The sequence below is a fragment of the Shimia litoralis genome, from assembly GCF_005518135.1.
Taxonomy (GTDB): Bacteria; Pseudomonadota; Alphaproteobacteria; order Rhodobacterales; family Rhodobacteraceae; genus Shimia_E; species Shimia_E litoralis.
Window position 1 is genome coordinate 36,383 of record NZ_SULI01000022.1, and the last position, 13,987, is coordinate 50,369.

13 protein-coding genes and 1 pseudogene are annotated in these 13,987 nt (G+C 54.4%); 11 read left to right on the top strand and 3 right to left on the bottom strand.

Going from position 1 to position 13,987, the window contains the following annotated elements:
• The first annotated feature begins 18 nt into the window (after positions 1–18).
• From tviB to FAP39_RS18010, 5 genes and pseudogenes are all read left to right on the top strand, one after another.
• Positions 19–1,295: pseudogene (gene tviB / locus FAP39_RS14325) on the top strand (Vi polysaccharide biosynthesis UDP-N-acetylglucosamine C-6 dehydrogenase TviB).
• Between the two features lie 577 nt (positions 1,296–1,872).
• Positions 1,873–2,997 carry a glycosyltransferase family 4 protein gene (locus FAP39_RS14330; RefSeq protein ID WP_138017068.1) on the top strand — a complete coding sequence of 375 codons (1,125 nt, stop codon included), beginning with the start codon at positions 1,873–1,875 and terminating at the stop codon, positions 2,995–2,997.
• 485 nt (positions 2,998–3,482) lie between these two features.
• Positions 3,483–3,788, top strand: coding sequence for a sugar transferase (locus FAP39_RS17930; RefSeq protein WP_281280268.1), 306 nt, complete (start codon positions 3,483–3,485; stop codon positions 3,786–3,788).
• Complete coding sequence (locus FAP39_RS17935) at positions 3,752–4,078, top strand: sugar transferase (RefSeq protein WP_281280271.1); 327 nt, start codon at positions 3,752–3,754, stop codon at positions 4,076–4,078. The genes FAP39_RS17930 and FAP39_RS17935 overlap by 37 nt, the downstream gene beginning before the upstream one ends.
• A 74-nt stretch (positions 4,079–4,152) precedes the next feature.
• Complete coding sequence (locus FAP39_RS18010; RefSeq protein WP_138017069.1) at positions 4,153–4,428, top strand: transposase; 276 nt, start codon at positions 4,153–4,155, stop codon at positions 4,426–4,428.
• A 1,756-nt stretch (positions 4,429–6,184) separates the two neighbouring features.
• Here FAP39_RS18010 and betI read toward each other — a convergent pair.
• A complete protein-coding gene (gene betI / locus FAP39_RS14350; RefSeq protein ID WP_138017071.1) occupies positions 6,185–6,763 on the bottom strand; it encodes a choline-binding transcriptional repressor BetI in 579 nt (192 codons plus the stop codon).
• A gap of 132 nt (positions 6,764–6,895) precedes the next feature.
• Between betI and FAP39_RS14355 the strand changes: the two genes are divergently transcribed.
• The 3 genes from FAP39_RS14355 (at position 6,896) to choV (ending at position 9,838) form a co-directional block, all read left to right on the top strand.
• Positions 6,896–7,822 (top strand): choline ABC transporter substrate-binding protein, encoded by a 927-nt coding sequence (locus FAP39_RS14355; protein ID WP_138017072.1) that lies wholly within the window; start codon positions 6,896–6,898, stop codon positions 7,820–7,822.
• A 137-nt stretch (positions 7,823–7,959) separates the two neighbouring features.
• Positions 7,960–8,790, top strand: a complete 831-nt coding sequence (choW, locus tag FAP39_RS14360) for a choline ABC transporter permease subunit (RefSeq protein WP_138017073.1) — start codon at positions 7,960–7,962, stop codon at positions 8,788–8,790.
• Position 8,791: 1 nt separating this feature from the next.
• The gene (gene choV / locus FAP39_RS14365) at positions 8,792–9,838 is read left to right on the top strand and encodes a choline ABC transporter ATP-binding protein (RefSeq protein WP_138017074.1); all 1,047 of its coding nucleotides are present in this window, start codon (positions 8,792–8,794) and stop codon (positions 9,836–9,838) included.
• Positions 9,839–9,883: 45 nt separating this feature from the next.
• Here the strand turns inward: choV and FAP39_RS14370 are convergent, their stop codons facing one another.
• Positions 9,884–10,516, bottom strand: coding sequence for an SH3 domain-containing protein (locus tag FAP39_RS14370; protein WP_138017075.1), 633 nt, complete (start codon positions 10,514–10,516; stop codon positions 9,884–9,886).
• The gene (locus FAP39_RS14375) at positions 10,513–11,334 is read right to left on the bottom strand and encodes an ABC transporter permease (protein ID WP_138017076.1); all 822 of its coding nucleotides are present in this window, start codon (positions 11,332–11,334) and stop codon (positions 10,513–10,515) included. The genes FAP39_RS14370 and FAP39_RS14375 overlap by 4 nt, the downstream gene beginning before the upstream one ends.
• Positions 11,335–11,451: 117 nt before the next feature.
• Between FAP39_RS14375 and cysQ the strand changes: the two genes are divergently transcribed.
• The 3 genes from cysQ to FAP39_RS14390 all read left to right on the top strand — a co-directional run.
• Positions 11,452–12,249, top strand: coding sequence for a 3'(2'),5'-bisphosphate nucleotidase CysQ (gene cysQ, locus FAP39_RS14380; protein ID WP_138017077.1), 798 nt, complete (start codon positions 11,452–11,454; stop codon positions 12,247–12,249).
• Positions 12,249–13,049, top strand: a complete 801-nt coding sequence (locus tag FAP39_RS14385; RefSeq protein ID WP_138017078.1) for a 3-deoxy-manno-octulosonate cytidylyltransferase family protein — start codon at positions 12,249–12,251, stop codon at positions 13,047–13,049. The genes cysQ and FAP39_RS14385 overlap by 1 nt, the downstream gene beginning before the upstream one ends.
• Positions 13,046–13,987: glycosyltransferase family 2 protein (locus FAP39_RS14390; RefSeq protein WP_138017079.1), on the top strand; the 942-nt coding region annotated here is incomplete at its 3' end. The genes FAP39_RS14385 and FAP39_RS14390, both read left to right, overlap by 4 nt.

Consider the following 13,987-nt stretch of genomic DNA (forward strand, 5'->3'; position numbering starts at 1 on the left):
GTCACTTTAGGAAAAATTATGATTCAAACGCATGAAAAAATGGCCGTTATCGGCCTTGGATATGTCGGGCTGCCGCTGGCGGTCGAATTCGGCAAGGCGCGGTCTGTCGTCGGCTTTGATATCAATGCTGGCCGGATTGCCGAACTGAAAGAGGGCAAGGATTCGACGCTTGAGGTCGATGCGGGCGAACTCGCCTCGGCGGCGCATTTGTCGTTTTCCAGCGATATTGAGGATCTGCGCAGCTGCACCATGTTTGTGTCACCGTGCCGACACCCATCGATGCCAGCCGCCGCCCCGACCTGACACCGCTGCTGCGCGCGTCCGAGACCGTGGGCAAGGTGCTCAAGCGCGGCGATATCGTGATCTACGAATCCACCGTTTATCCCGGGGCCACCGAAGAAGACTGCGTGCCGGTTCTCGAACGTGTATCGGGGCTGACCTTCAACACTGATTTCTTCGTCGGCTACAGCCCCGAACGCATCAATCCGGGCGACAAGTCGCACCGGTTGACGACCATCACCAAGGTCACATCGGGCTCGACACCTCAAACCGCCGAAACCGTCGATGCGCTGTATGCGTCGATCATCACGGTGGGCACGCACATGGCGCCCTCGATTCGCGTCGCCGAGGCCGCCAAGGTGATCGAGAACACCCAGCGGGACCTGAACATTGCGCTGATCAACGAATTGGCCATCATCTTCAACAAGATGGACATCGACACCGAGGCCGTGCTTCAGGCGGCGGGTACCAAATGGAATTTTCTGCCGTTCCGCCCGGGGCTGGTCGGTGGACACTGCATCGGCGTCGATCCCTATTACCTGACCCACAAGGCCGAGATGATCGGCTATCATCCCCAGGTCATCCTAGCCGGGCGGCGGCTGAATGACGGGATGGGAGCTTATGTCGCCGGACAATTAGCCAAGGAGATGGGACGCCGTCGGGTCCATGTGAACGGTGCGCGGGTTCTGGTTCTTGGACTGACCTTCAAGGAGAACTGCCCAGATCTTCGCAACACCCGCGTTGTCGATGTGGTGTCCGAGTTGGGCGAGTTCGGTGTAGAAGTCGATATTCATGATCCTTGGGTCGATCCTGACGAGGCCCTTCACGAATACCGTCTGCGGCTCGTCGAGCAGCCCAGGGCCGGAACTTATGATGCGATCATCGTCGCCGTTGCGCATGCTCAGTTTCGTGATCTGGGCGTCGCAGGTTTGCGCTCCTTCGGAAAACCCGGGACACATATTCTCTACGATCTGAAATACGTTCTTGCACCAAACGAAGCGGATCTTCGGCTGTGACCCGGCGCCGCGTTCTGAACATCGTGGGAGTGTCGTCGTCGCGGATCAGCGTTCGCGGTGCTTTACGAGCGTCCTCTTTAATGCATTCGCCGACCTTCACGCTCGGGGGGCTTGTTCAAGACCCTGTTGGTCGACCCTGAAATGTTCGCTGAGAACACTGCGCTTTCAGCAATGTTGGAAAAACACGATCTCGGCGAAACGGTGATCTTGTTCGGACCGCAAGACGTTTTGCCCAGCTGGATGAGCACGTTATGTCCAGTTCGGCCGAGGGCTTCTCAAACGTTCTCGCCGAAGCCATCACCTGTGGTACGCCATGTGTCCACCGATTTGGGCGATACGTTGTTTAATGTCGGCGATATTGGCTGAATCGTGGCGCTGCGTGACCCGCCGGCACTTGCGGATGTGATGGAAATTGCCCTCACGGTGATGCAGGATGGGGACGGCTGGAAAGCGTATTAGTCAGCCGCCCGGACGGGAGACGAAGAGCGGTTCTCGCTTGCCGCCATGGTGACGGCCCATCACGCGGTCTGGTCCACCTGATGTTTTCCCTGATCTGAACAATTTGCTCGAAGGTCTCATGCGCATATTAATTCTCGCCTCCCTGCCCAGCTCGCTCAGTAACTTTCGCGGTGCGCTAATCGAGTCCCTTCTCACCGCGGGGCACGATGTCTATGCAGGTGCGCCCGGCCTCCTCGAAGATAGTGCCACTTGCACGTGGCTGAAGGAACGCGGCGTGCAGTATCATGATTTGCCCCTGTCACGCACTGGGCTTAGCGTAATGGGTGATTTGCGCGCCTTGATGGCATGCCGCCGGATGATGCGGCAAATTCGCCCGGACCTCGTCCTCGCATACACGATCAAACCCGTAATATGGGGCATCATCGCGGCGTGGTTGGCCCGTGTGCCCAAGCGTGTCGCACTTATCACGGGGCTTGGCTATGCCTTTGTCGGACAGGCACGCGGCAAAAGGGCCGTGATCCGTTGGCTGGTCAGCAAGCTCTACAGCATCGCCCTGCGCCGCGCGTCTCTCGTGTTTTTCCAGAACCCCGACGACCGCGATGATTTTCGCAATTGGGGCATCCTACCCGTCAAGGCAAAAGTCACCCTCGTGGATGGCTCCGGCGTCGATACCACGGCCTTTGCTGAGGCACCGATGCCCGAACGCCCACCTCTGCGATTCCTGCTAATTGCCCGCCTCTTGCGGGACAAAGGTGTGCAGGAATATGTCGATGCGGCAAGAATGATACATGAGACCTATCCAGAGGTGGAATGCCATCTCGTCGGCCCCATCGACACCAACCCCGATGCGATATGCGAGTCCGAAATCCACACGTGGCAGGATGCCGGGCACGTGATCTGGCATGGAGCACAAAGCGATGTGCGCCCCTCTATCGCAGCGGCACATGTCTATGTCTTGCCGAGCTACCGTGAAGGGACTCCGCGCTCGGTCCTTGAAGCAATGTCCATGGGACGTCCAATCATAACAACCGACGCGCCGGGATGCCGCGAAACCGTAGAAGATGGCGTCAATGGCTTTCTCGTTCCCGTCCGGGAGGCAGAGCCATTGGCAAAAGCGATGGAGCGCTTTCTCGGGGACTCTGATCTGGTGGCGCGAATGGGCGCGCAATCTCGCAGGATCGCCGAAGAGAAATACGATGTTCACCAAGTGAACGCTGTCATGATAGGCGCGATGGACCTCTAGCAAGCCCATCGCCCGCCCAGCTCAGCACAAGAACAAAACCGGAGAAAGCCTGAGCTTCTCAACCACCGCCTCCCCGTCCCTGCCGTAGTCATCCGGCGTATCGACACGATAGACGACTCCACACGCGTTCTTGCCAAGCGATCTTGTCTTACCGCTTCCTGAAATCGCGATATCGCCCGAAGTCAACGCCGACAGCAGGCCCGAATACCCGCCCCCCGAGGCTTCTCCATCGCGATCTCCAAGTGCCCCGCATCCATATTGGACGGTGACACTAGGGCCGTCCAGTCATCTACACCGTCGGACACGAGCCAGACACATCCGCCCACTTTTCAATACACAGGGCGCGCGATCAGCAAGAGGGTTCATGCGAAAACCTTTCTACTGGGGGACACAAGAGTGCATCCTCGATTGAAGCCCTGTGAAACTTCCGGCAAAAAGGCTGCGTATTGGTTGATCAAACAAACGCCCTGTTAGGAGTTCGTTAATTGTTCAAAAGGGTATTGGATATTTTCGGTGCGAGCCTCGGCCTGCTCCTGTTCTCCCCGCTTCTCATCTTTGTCGCCTGGCAGATTCGTGGCCAGATGGGCGCGCCAGTGCTCTTCCGCCAGACCCGCTCGGGCCGTGACGGCAAACCATTCCAGATGGTGAAATTCCGCACCATGCGCGACGCGGTAGATGCCGACGGCACCCCCTGCCCGATGCCGAGCGGCTCACAAATCTTGGCCGGTTTCTGCGGTCCAGTTCGCTCGACGAACTGCCCGAACTGTGGAACGTGCTCAAGGGCGACATGAGCCTAGTCGGCCCGCGCCCGCTGTTGATGGAATACCTGCCGCTCTACTCACCAGAACAGGCGCGCCGCCACGAAGTGCGCCCCGGCGTTACCGGCTGGGCGCAGGTGAACGGACGCAACGCGATCTCATGGGATGAGAAATTCGCCCTCGATGTCTGGTATGTGGATAATCGCTCCGTCTGGCTCGACCTAAAAATCATCTGGCTGACCATCCGCAAGGTCATAAAACGCGACGGAATATCGGCAGCAGGCGAAGCCACAATGTCAAAATTCACGGGGAACGGATCGTGAGCATGTTGATCTGGTCTTGTCCCGGTTTAGTTCCGGTCTCTTTCGAGCAATGTTTGCTATGAAGGAGATATGGAATGGCAAAGAGATACACAGACGAGTTTCGGCGTGATGCGGTGCGCATCGCGATCAGCAGCGGCTTAACACGACCACAGGTTTCATCAGATTTGGGTGTTGGCCTTCCGACGTTGAACAAGTGGGTTCAGAATCATCAGCATGATGATCTGATGTCGGGCCCGCACGAGGATGTCGAAAAGGAGAACGAACGTCTGCGCAAAGAAGTCCGCCTACTGCGTGAGGAGAGGGAAGTGTTAAAAAAGGCGGCAATCTTCTTTGCAGGCCAAAGCCGGTGAGGTTCGCCTTCATCGACGCCTGGAAAGAAGAATGGCCGGTCGAGTTTCTCTGCCGCATTATGCAGGTTTCATCGCGTGGGTTTCGTGCGTGGCGAGTGCGCCCAATGAGCCAGCGCCAACGCGATGATATGGTGATCTTGGCGCATGTTCGTGAGCAGCATCGTTTAAGTCTGCAAAGCTATGGACGGCCACGCATGACCGAAGAACTCCAGGAGCTGGGACTGAAGGTTGGGTACCGACGCATAGGCCGTTTGATGCGTGAGAACGACATCAAGATCATCAGAACCCAAAAATACAAGGCCACGACTGACAGTAACCACACGTTCAACATTGCGCCCAATCTGCTGGATCAGGATTTCTCTGCTGATGGCCCAAACCAGAAGTGGGCGGGCGAAACATCTATGACAAAGGCGACATAGACGAACCCCTGCCATGTCACGACGTAGGTTCTCTAATTGATCATCCGCGCTCGTTGATTTTGTCGCATGTATCGACCACCTGCCGCTATGATCAGTACGGCAACTGCTGGCAAGCGCACGTGTTACGGCTTGCGCGTTTCGGTCATTCCTTCTTCATTTCGAATTTGGTGCCATCTTTCCAGGCCGCGCGCATGATCACAGGAAGTATTCGGTTGCTTGGCGGGTCATCGCCTTGGTCAAAATTGCCGCCTCCCGAAGGGCCTCAGTACGCAACGTCAAAAACGGCTCGATGATAGGCCCGGATCGGGGCGGCCAGCACCGCGCTTAGCGCAATCATCACCAGTGATCAGCTCGAATTCCATACGTGGAATGTGATTCTGGATCGGACGTCGCTTTGGTTTATTTTTTGCTTCTTCGTCGGGAAGACGCAGCTTTACCGTCATCGTTGCGACAGCTATCTCGCTGGTCTTCAGTGCCAGCTGAAGCTGCTGAATGCTATCTGAGGACTACCCAAACCAGTGGTGGCGTTGACCGGCCAGTTGATGCCGCAGCTTCTCGATCCGGAAGGCGGCGATCTAGCCTCAACCAGTCAAAGAACCGTGAACTGCCTAAGCGCGGCAGGGTATTGCCGACATCCAGCAGCGTTGTAGAAAGCGTCAATCATTCCCTCCCAAAAGAATTACCAGCTGTGCTGCCATCAGCGCCGTGATCTTCTATGAACTGGATCATCATTTCAGTGGGCGGTCGAGATCCGCCTAGGAAAGATATGCGGATGCTTTGCTCAGGATCTCATTTGCTGCAAACCCATTCGCGCACTTCGCGTTCCAACGCCTTTATTTTCTCGACCTTCTCGGTCGTGATACCCCCGCTTTGGCCAGTATCCACCTCAGCCCCTTGGCACATTCGTTCAGCGTTTGCGGCGTACAGCCATTCTCCGATGAAATCGATACGATTGCAGCCCAACCGCTCTCACGCTTCCCGCGCCATACAATACCATCCGCACGGTACGCTCGCGCATTTCTTGTGAATATTTTTCGATTTCTTTGTCATGATGCTCTATCCTACCCATGAGTTGGAGCTTCCGGCACCCTCGGTGCAGTTCAAGGACTCGGACCCTTGAAAATCAGAGAACGGAGGCACGGATCGACGTGCAGGCTATCAACACAATGACCAAACTTGGCCGCCCCGAATTCGAGGCGGTCACCTGAGGCTATTTATGGGTGAGGGTAAGTTCCGGCCTTCACCAGTTCCTTGCAATACGGCTCGTATCAGCACGCTCTATGCCGCGTCAGGGCCGTCACAGCCGGACGCTTACCCTTGTACCGCGCACGTGGGGCCTATTCAGAGAGGCGTTCGCTTTGCAACCAGCTTAGGACAAGAGATACCGCATTGTCTGGGTTCGACGCATTCGCACCAAGACCGGTTCTAAGATAAATTCCGTCGACAAGCGCTGCCATCCCATATGCCAAATCCGAAGCCCGCTCTCCGACAAGGGGACGCAAACTATAGGTCAGGTTAGAGGCGATTCGCCTTTGATAGACACGAAGTAGGCGTTTAGCCTCGTTCGACGACTGTGCCAGAACATAAAAGTTCAACCATGCAGAAACGACCTCTTGTTTAAAGTTGGTAGTCGAAAATGAAGCGCGAATAATGGCTTCAATCCGGGCTTGATCCGTATCTGCCATCGACAATGCCCCGCGCACTTCTGCACCGTAGATCGACAGGATATGGCGCATGGCCGCGAGGAAAATTTGTTCTTTTCCGCCAAAGTAATGGTGGGCGAGAGCGCTCGACATGCCAGCGCGCTTGGCGATCTGGCTCACGGTGACGTCCAAAGACCCAGTTCGACCAATTTCGGCGATTGTGGCTTTGACCAGCGCTTCGCGGCGAATTGGCTTCATTCCGACCTTTGGCATTTATGTTCTCCTGTACTTCCCACTGCTGCCTGTGCGCTTGGGTGTTGCGCTTTTTTGTTGACTGATGAATTAAAGGCCGATCTTAATTGGCCAGTCAATAAATAAAACACATCGATCTACGGGGACTCCTTTATGAAACTCAAATCTACCCTTTCCGTTCTGGCGTTGATGACAGCAACTGCTGCAAGCGCCGAGACCTGCAACGAAATCGTATTCTCCGACGTAGGTTGGACCGACATTACTGCAACGACTGCAGCGACCACCGTTGTTCTTGAAGCCCTAGGGTATGACACTGACATTAAGGTGTTGTCCGTGCCAGTAACCTATACATCAATGGCAAAAGGCGACATCGATGTGTTCTTGGGCAACTGGATGCCAACCATGGAGGGTGATATTGCCCCGTACCGCGAAGCAGGCACCGTCGAAACTGTGCGCGCGAACTTGGAGGGTGCAAAGTACACTCTCGCAGTGAACAAAGTGGCCATGGATATGGGCATCAAAGATTTCTCTGACATCGCAGGCAAGATGGATGCTCTAGAGGGCAAAATCTACGGCATCGAGCCCGGTAACGATGGCAACCGCTTGATCCAGTCAATGATCGACAGCGACGCCTTTGGCCTCAAGGGTTTCGAAGTTGCCGAAAGCTCTGAGCAAGGCATGCTGGCGCAGGTTGCCCGCGCATCGAAAAAAGACGAACCCATCGTATTTCTGGGTTGGGAACCTCACCCCATGAATGCCAATTTTGACATGGGTTACTTGACTGGTGGTGACGATTTCTTTGGCCCAAATCTGGGTGGCGCGACGGTCATGACCAATACACGCAAGGGATACGTCACCGAGTGCCCTAACGTTGGCAAAATGCTGGCAAATCTAGAGTTTTCGTTGGCCATGGAAAACGAAATCATGGGTGCGATCTTGGATGATGGTGAAGATCCTGCCAAAGCCGCTTCGATTTGGCTGAAAGCAAACCCAGATGCGTTCATGGGCTGGCTTGATGGTGTGACAACACGCGACGGCGGTGATGCCGTGGCAGCGGTCAAAGCGGATCTTGGTCTTTAATCGATCAAAATTAAACGGACCCTTTTCCCCCGTTTCGACGGGGGAAAAGGCCGGTTTCTGGTGATCACAGCCCGAATTGCTGCGATAGCAGAAACCAAGAAACCCTTCCCTGAACATTAAAATAGCGAGGCCCGCACGTGGATTGGCTGACCGAAACGAAAATACCTATCGGCAAAACTGCCAAGACACTCTTTAATTGGCTGCAAGAAACTGGCGAACCCTTTTTTGATTGGTTGGCATGGGTCCTTGAAGGGTTGATTGACGCAATTTTGTGGGTGCTGCAAACTCCGCCAGAACTGGCCGTTGTCGCAGTTTTTGTTGCGATCACATGGCTTCTTCAACGCAACTGGAAGACATGTGTCTTTGTTGCGGTTGGGTTTCTATTCATCATGAACCAAGGATATTGGGACGAAACGACCGAAAGTCTCACGCTTGTCCTGAGTGCATGTGTTGTGTGTATGGCGATTGGTGTGCCTATCGGAATTGCGGCAGCCCACCGCCCCAAACTTTTCGTTGCGATGCGCCCGGTTCTGGATTTGATGCAGACACTTCCAACTTTTGTGTATCTGATTCCGGCGATCGTGTTCTTTGGCATTGGTATGGTGCCAGGATTGATCGCCACCGTGATCTTTGTCTTGCCCGCGCCCATTCGTTTGACGCACTTGGGCGTTTCCTCTACGCCGCAACCTTTGTTGGAAGCTGCGCAAGCTTTTGGTGCGACCAATCGGCAAACGCTTTGGAAGGTCGAACTGCCGTATGCCCTGCCACAAATCATGGCCGGCCTGAACCAAACAATTATGCTGTCACTTTCGATGGTGGTGATCGCGGCTCTGGTTGGGGCCGATGGATTGGGCGTGCCCGTTGTGCGCGCATTGAACCAAGTGAACACAGCGTTGGGTTTTGAATCCGGTTTCGTAATTGTTGTTGTTGCCATCATGTTGGACCGCATTCTGCGGGTGGAGCGTTAAGATGACTGAAGTGTCAAACCCCAACGGGATCGCAGTAGAATTTGACAATGTTTCCATCGTTTTTGGGGAAAAACCTCAGGAAGCATTGCCGTTGATGGATGCAGGTCAGGATCGGGCTGAAATTCAATCCGAGACGGGTCAGGTGCTGGGCGTTCACAATTGTTCGCTGTCTGTCAAAGAAGGTGAAATTCTGGTTCTTATGGGCCTGTCGGGATCTGGAAAATCGACTCTATTGCGGGCGGTAAATGGTCTGAACCCTGTTGTGCGGGGGGCGACGCGCGTCTGGAATGGTCGCGAGATGACCGACGTGACGCATGCAGATGCGGCGACGTTGCGCGATATTCGTATGCATCGTGTCGCCATGGTTTTTCAGCAATTTGGGTTGCTGCCGTGGCGCACTGTACGAGAAAATGTTTGGCTTGGCCTAGAGATTTCAGGCATGGCCAAAGCCGAACGCATTGCGCGCACCGACCAGCAATTGGCCTTGGTGGGCTTGACGGATTGGGCTGACCGAAAAGTCGGTGAACTTTCTGGTGGGATGCAGCAACGCGTCGGCCTTGCACGCGCATTTGCAACCGACGCGCCAATACTGTTGATGGACGAGCCGTTTTCGGCGCTGGACCCGTTGATCCGAACCAAGTTGCAGGACGAACTTTTGGATCTTCAGCAAAAGCTGAAACGTACGATTGTTTTTGTGTCACATGATCTGGACGAAGCGTTCAAAATTGGCAATCGTATCGCGATCATGGAGGGTGGGCGCATTGTGCAATGTGGCACTCCACAAGAAATTTTCTCGAATCCATCCAACGAATACGTGGCTGATTTTGTCGCGCATATGAACCCGCTTGGCGTATTGTGCGCGCGCGATGTGATGGAACCTGCCGAAGGCACCCCTGCTGTGACTGTCGGCCCGGGTGATGATATCCGGGAAGTCATGGAAATCGTTGGGGAAACGGGTGCGCCCGTGGGCGTAATAGAAAATGGTGAACTGCTCGGTCAGGTTACCAAGACCAGAGTATTACAGAAGCTTTTGGATCCCCGCAGTTAGCGGGTAGTGAACTAGGGGCTGCAGTTTGAACCGGCGTCGTGGTCTTTATGGCGCCAGAGAACAGCAGCCCGAAATCATATTCAGCGATTGGCCGTCTTTTATCAAAATGTCGATTGAAATGCCAAAGGTGCGATCAGACATGCCATCGGAGCAGTTTACCTCATGCAGCACCCCATTTAGCTGACGCGTGGAGGATGGTGGGGATAATACTGAAAATCCATCACCGGCTTCGAAGCCAAAGTGACCTGTGTGGTTCGCTGACGATGCCCAGTTTTTCAGAGTATAAACGATGTCATCTTGGTCTGGTCCTGAAAAAATGATGTCTCCTGCGAGATCAAGTGACCAGAAGGGTTCTGTTCCATAGCAGGTTTTGGGCTGCTGCGGTGAATGCCAAGGATGCTGTACCGCCAAATGCAGATAGCGCATCGAAACCCATCCACTGGACTCGCCTGAATTCACACGCCCCCAATTGCCTGTTTCGTTCAGTTGAACCACTTCGATATTGCGCTGGCTTGGGGCAAGGGTGCCGACAATGCTGGCGCTTGCAGAAGGGGTGGCGCGGATGTTCAAGACATCGTCATGCGCGACGTCCTGAACTTCGAAAAGTGCCGGAAAGCTTTGGGCGTGGGCAAGCGCAGGACCCAAACAGATCAGCAAAACCCAAAAAAGCTTGATCATCGGCGCGCAATCCAGCTGGCTGATGCACGGCGGCGCGTGTAAAACTCACCCATCAGCCCCAACATGAGAATGGCCAGCGACAGATACAGTGGATAGCTCGTGTTGCTGTTGTGCGGATTATAGTTGATGAACACAAAACCCCGTGCTTGGTCAATAATGTGAAACAGCGGGTTCCAGTCAAACATCGCGACCATAAAGCCGGGCAGAGTGTTGGCGACGAACATTTTGCCTGATGCAATCATGTTCGCTCGCCGCCAAATCAAACTCAGAGCTTCGGTGAAGCCTGGAAACCAAGGGCGAATGGCAAGCAATATCATTCCCACCGAGACGCCCGAGAACCACGCCAACAGCAGCATACCAAGTGCGCCTATCGGTTTGTCAATTTCGATCGGGTTCCACGCAGCATGATAGACGAACAAGATAATGCTGAGTGTCAGGACCTGAATATATAGTGAGCTGATCGCAGAAGAGACAATCGAGATGATGGTATTCATTGGGGCATGCTTCATCATCGGAGACGACGGACCCTCGGATTTGTACACAGCGTCGACAGCTTTGACATGTGTCATGAACATGAAAATGCCCGACATAATGTATAACAGGAAATCGCCGCGCAGGGCGGCGGACCGCATTCCAAGGACAATGAACATTACAAAAAACGCGGCCACAAACAGCACCGCCTGAAACAAGTTCACCAAGATCGAAAAGAGCGCATTGCCGTGCATCTTGCGGATGTTTCGAACAGCCGAATGATAGATCAAAACAGAAATGCTTATGGCACTGCTGAAATTCGACTCTGGGGCGACTTTTTGAAACATATTCACCTGCCTGCACTTTGATTCGGGTATGACACGCAAGTCTTGCCGAACCGTTATGCGCAAAGCATAAGGGGCATAGCTAGGTATTTCAACAAATGCGCAATCAGGAGCACACCATTGAATTATGAAGTCCTTATCCCCGTTATTCGCCGCCTTGCAATTGAAGCAGGTGATAAAATCATGGAGATTTACAACGGCGACGATTTTGAGGTGAAGGTCAAATCCGATGATAGCCCTGTCACCGCTGCAGACGAAGCTGCTGATGCGATCATTTCGGCTGGATTACGTGCAGAGTTTCCAGATGTGATGCTGGTCACCGAGGAGCAATCAGAGAGCCACATTGCGAACGGGGATACGTTTCTGATCGTGGATCCGCTGGATGGAACAAAGGAGTTCATTCACCGTCGTGGCGATTTTACAGTAAATATTGCCTATGTGGAAAAGGGTGTTCCGCAACGTGGTGTCGTATATGCGCCTGCGCGCGATCGCATGTTCTTTACCCAATCTGATGGACAGTCAGTAGAGGAAATTGGCGATTTTGACATCACCAAGGTTGGGGAAACCAAGGCAATTCATGTGGCGCAAGCCGACAATGACGCGCTTATGATCGTTGCATCTAAATCGCACCGTGATCAGGCCACAGATGACTATATCAACAAATATGCCGTCAAAGACTCCAAAAGTGCCGGATCATCTCTCAAGTTCTGTTTGGTCGCGACAGGCGAAGCCGATATTTACCCGCGTGTTGGGCGGACGATGGAGTGGGATACCGCAGCGGGACATGCCGTTTTGCTGGGTGCGGGCGGGCAAGTTGTACGCTTTGACGATCATACGCCATTGACCTACGGTAAAGAAGATTTCGCCAACCCGTTCTTCATTGCTTTTGCACCAACTGTTGAGTTGAAGGAGGCCTGATGTCTGTTCTGATAGCCATCCCAGCGCGGTATGCGTCGACGCGATACCCTGGAAAACCGCTTGTGGCGCTCAAGGGCGCGACTGGAGAAAGCAAGAGTCTGATCCAGAGATCTTGGGAAGCCGCGTGCGAAGTGAAAGGCGTTGATCGGGTTGTGGTGGCCACAGATGATGACCGCATCCGTACCGCAGCAGAAGCGTTTGGCGCCGAAGTGGTGATGACGTCGGAGAACTGCGCAAACGGAACCGAACGATGTGCCGAAGCCTTTGATAATTTGGGTGGTGGTTTTGATGTGGTTGTCAATTTGCAAGGCGACGCCCCGCTGACACCTGCGTGGTTTGTCGAAAACTTGGTCGAGGGTCTGGAAAACGACCCCATGGCTGATGTGGCAACGCCAGTCTTGCGCTGTGATGGCCGTGCGTTGAACGGATTTCTCGAAGATCGCAAAGCGGGGCGTGTTGGCGGGACGACGGCCGTATTTACGCAGGACAAGCATGCGCTGTACTTCAGCAAGGAAGTCATCCCTTACACGTCAGAGGTCTATGATGATGTCGCGCCGACACCGGTCTTTCATCATGTAGGCGTCTATGCGTACCGCCCGTCCGCGCTCGGAGCATATCCGCGTTGGGCGGCAGGCCCACTAGAAGGTCTTGAGGGTCTCGAGCAGCTAAGATTTATGGAGCACGGGCGTCAGGTTCTATGTGTCGAAGTTGATGCGCGCGGCAAACAGTTTTGGGAACTGAACAACCCCGAAGACGTACCGCGGCTCGAGGCAATGATGGCGGAAATGGGCACGCCATGACGCAGATACCTGTCACTGTAATCATCGTAAGTCGGGCTCGACCTGATGCGTTGGTTCGGTGTCTGACAGGTATCGCACAACAGTACTATTCCCTGTGCGAGGTCGTGGTGGTTGCAGATCCGGCTGGGGTTGCGGCAGTCGAAGACAGCAAGTTCGCTGGCGTGGTCAAACTTGTCCGCTATGATCACGCGAACATCTCGGAGGCGCGCAATCTCGGCATTTCCCATGCGGCGGGCGATGTCTTGGCGTTCATTGATGATGATGCAGTCCCGGAACCCACTTGGTTGATGCATCTGATAGCGCCGTTTTCGGAAAGTGAAGTATCTGCATCTGGCGGATATGTACTTGGACGCAATGGCATTTCGTTTCAATGGACGGCCCAGACTGTCGATGCAGGGGGGCGCACCTCCCCTCTCGGCGTCGACCAAGAGAATCCGACCGTGCTGACCGGGTTTGGGGGACGTGCCATCAAAACCGAAGGCACAAATATGGCTTTTCGTCGGGATATATTGGCAAATATGGGCGGATTTGATCCGTCGTTTCGGTATTTTCTGGATGAAACTGACCTGAATTTGCGGTTGGCATCGCAGGGGCTTGCCACGGCCATTGTACCGTTGGCGCAGGTTCATCACGGGTTTTTCGAAAATGCGACACGCAAAACAAACCGCGCGCCCCGCGATCTTTTCGAGGTTGGCGCAAGTCTCGCAGTATTTCTAAACAAGCACTGCCCATCAGATCAAAAAGAGGCGGTTTGGTCCGAGTTTCAGGCGGAGCAGAGGCGTCGCGTCCTCAGGTATATGGTAGATGGTGGTCTTGAGCCTCGAGATGTTCGGCGATTGCTCGCAAGTCTTGTCGACGGCTATCGGGCTGGATTGGAACGCGCTTTCGGGTCATTGCCTGTGATTGAGACGTCCAAAAGCCCGTTTGCAGCGTTCCCT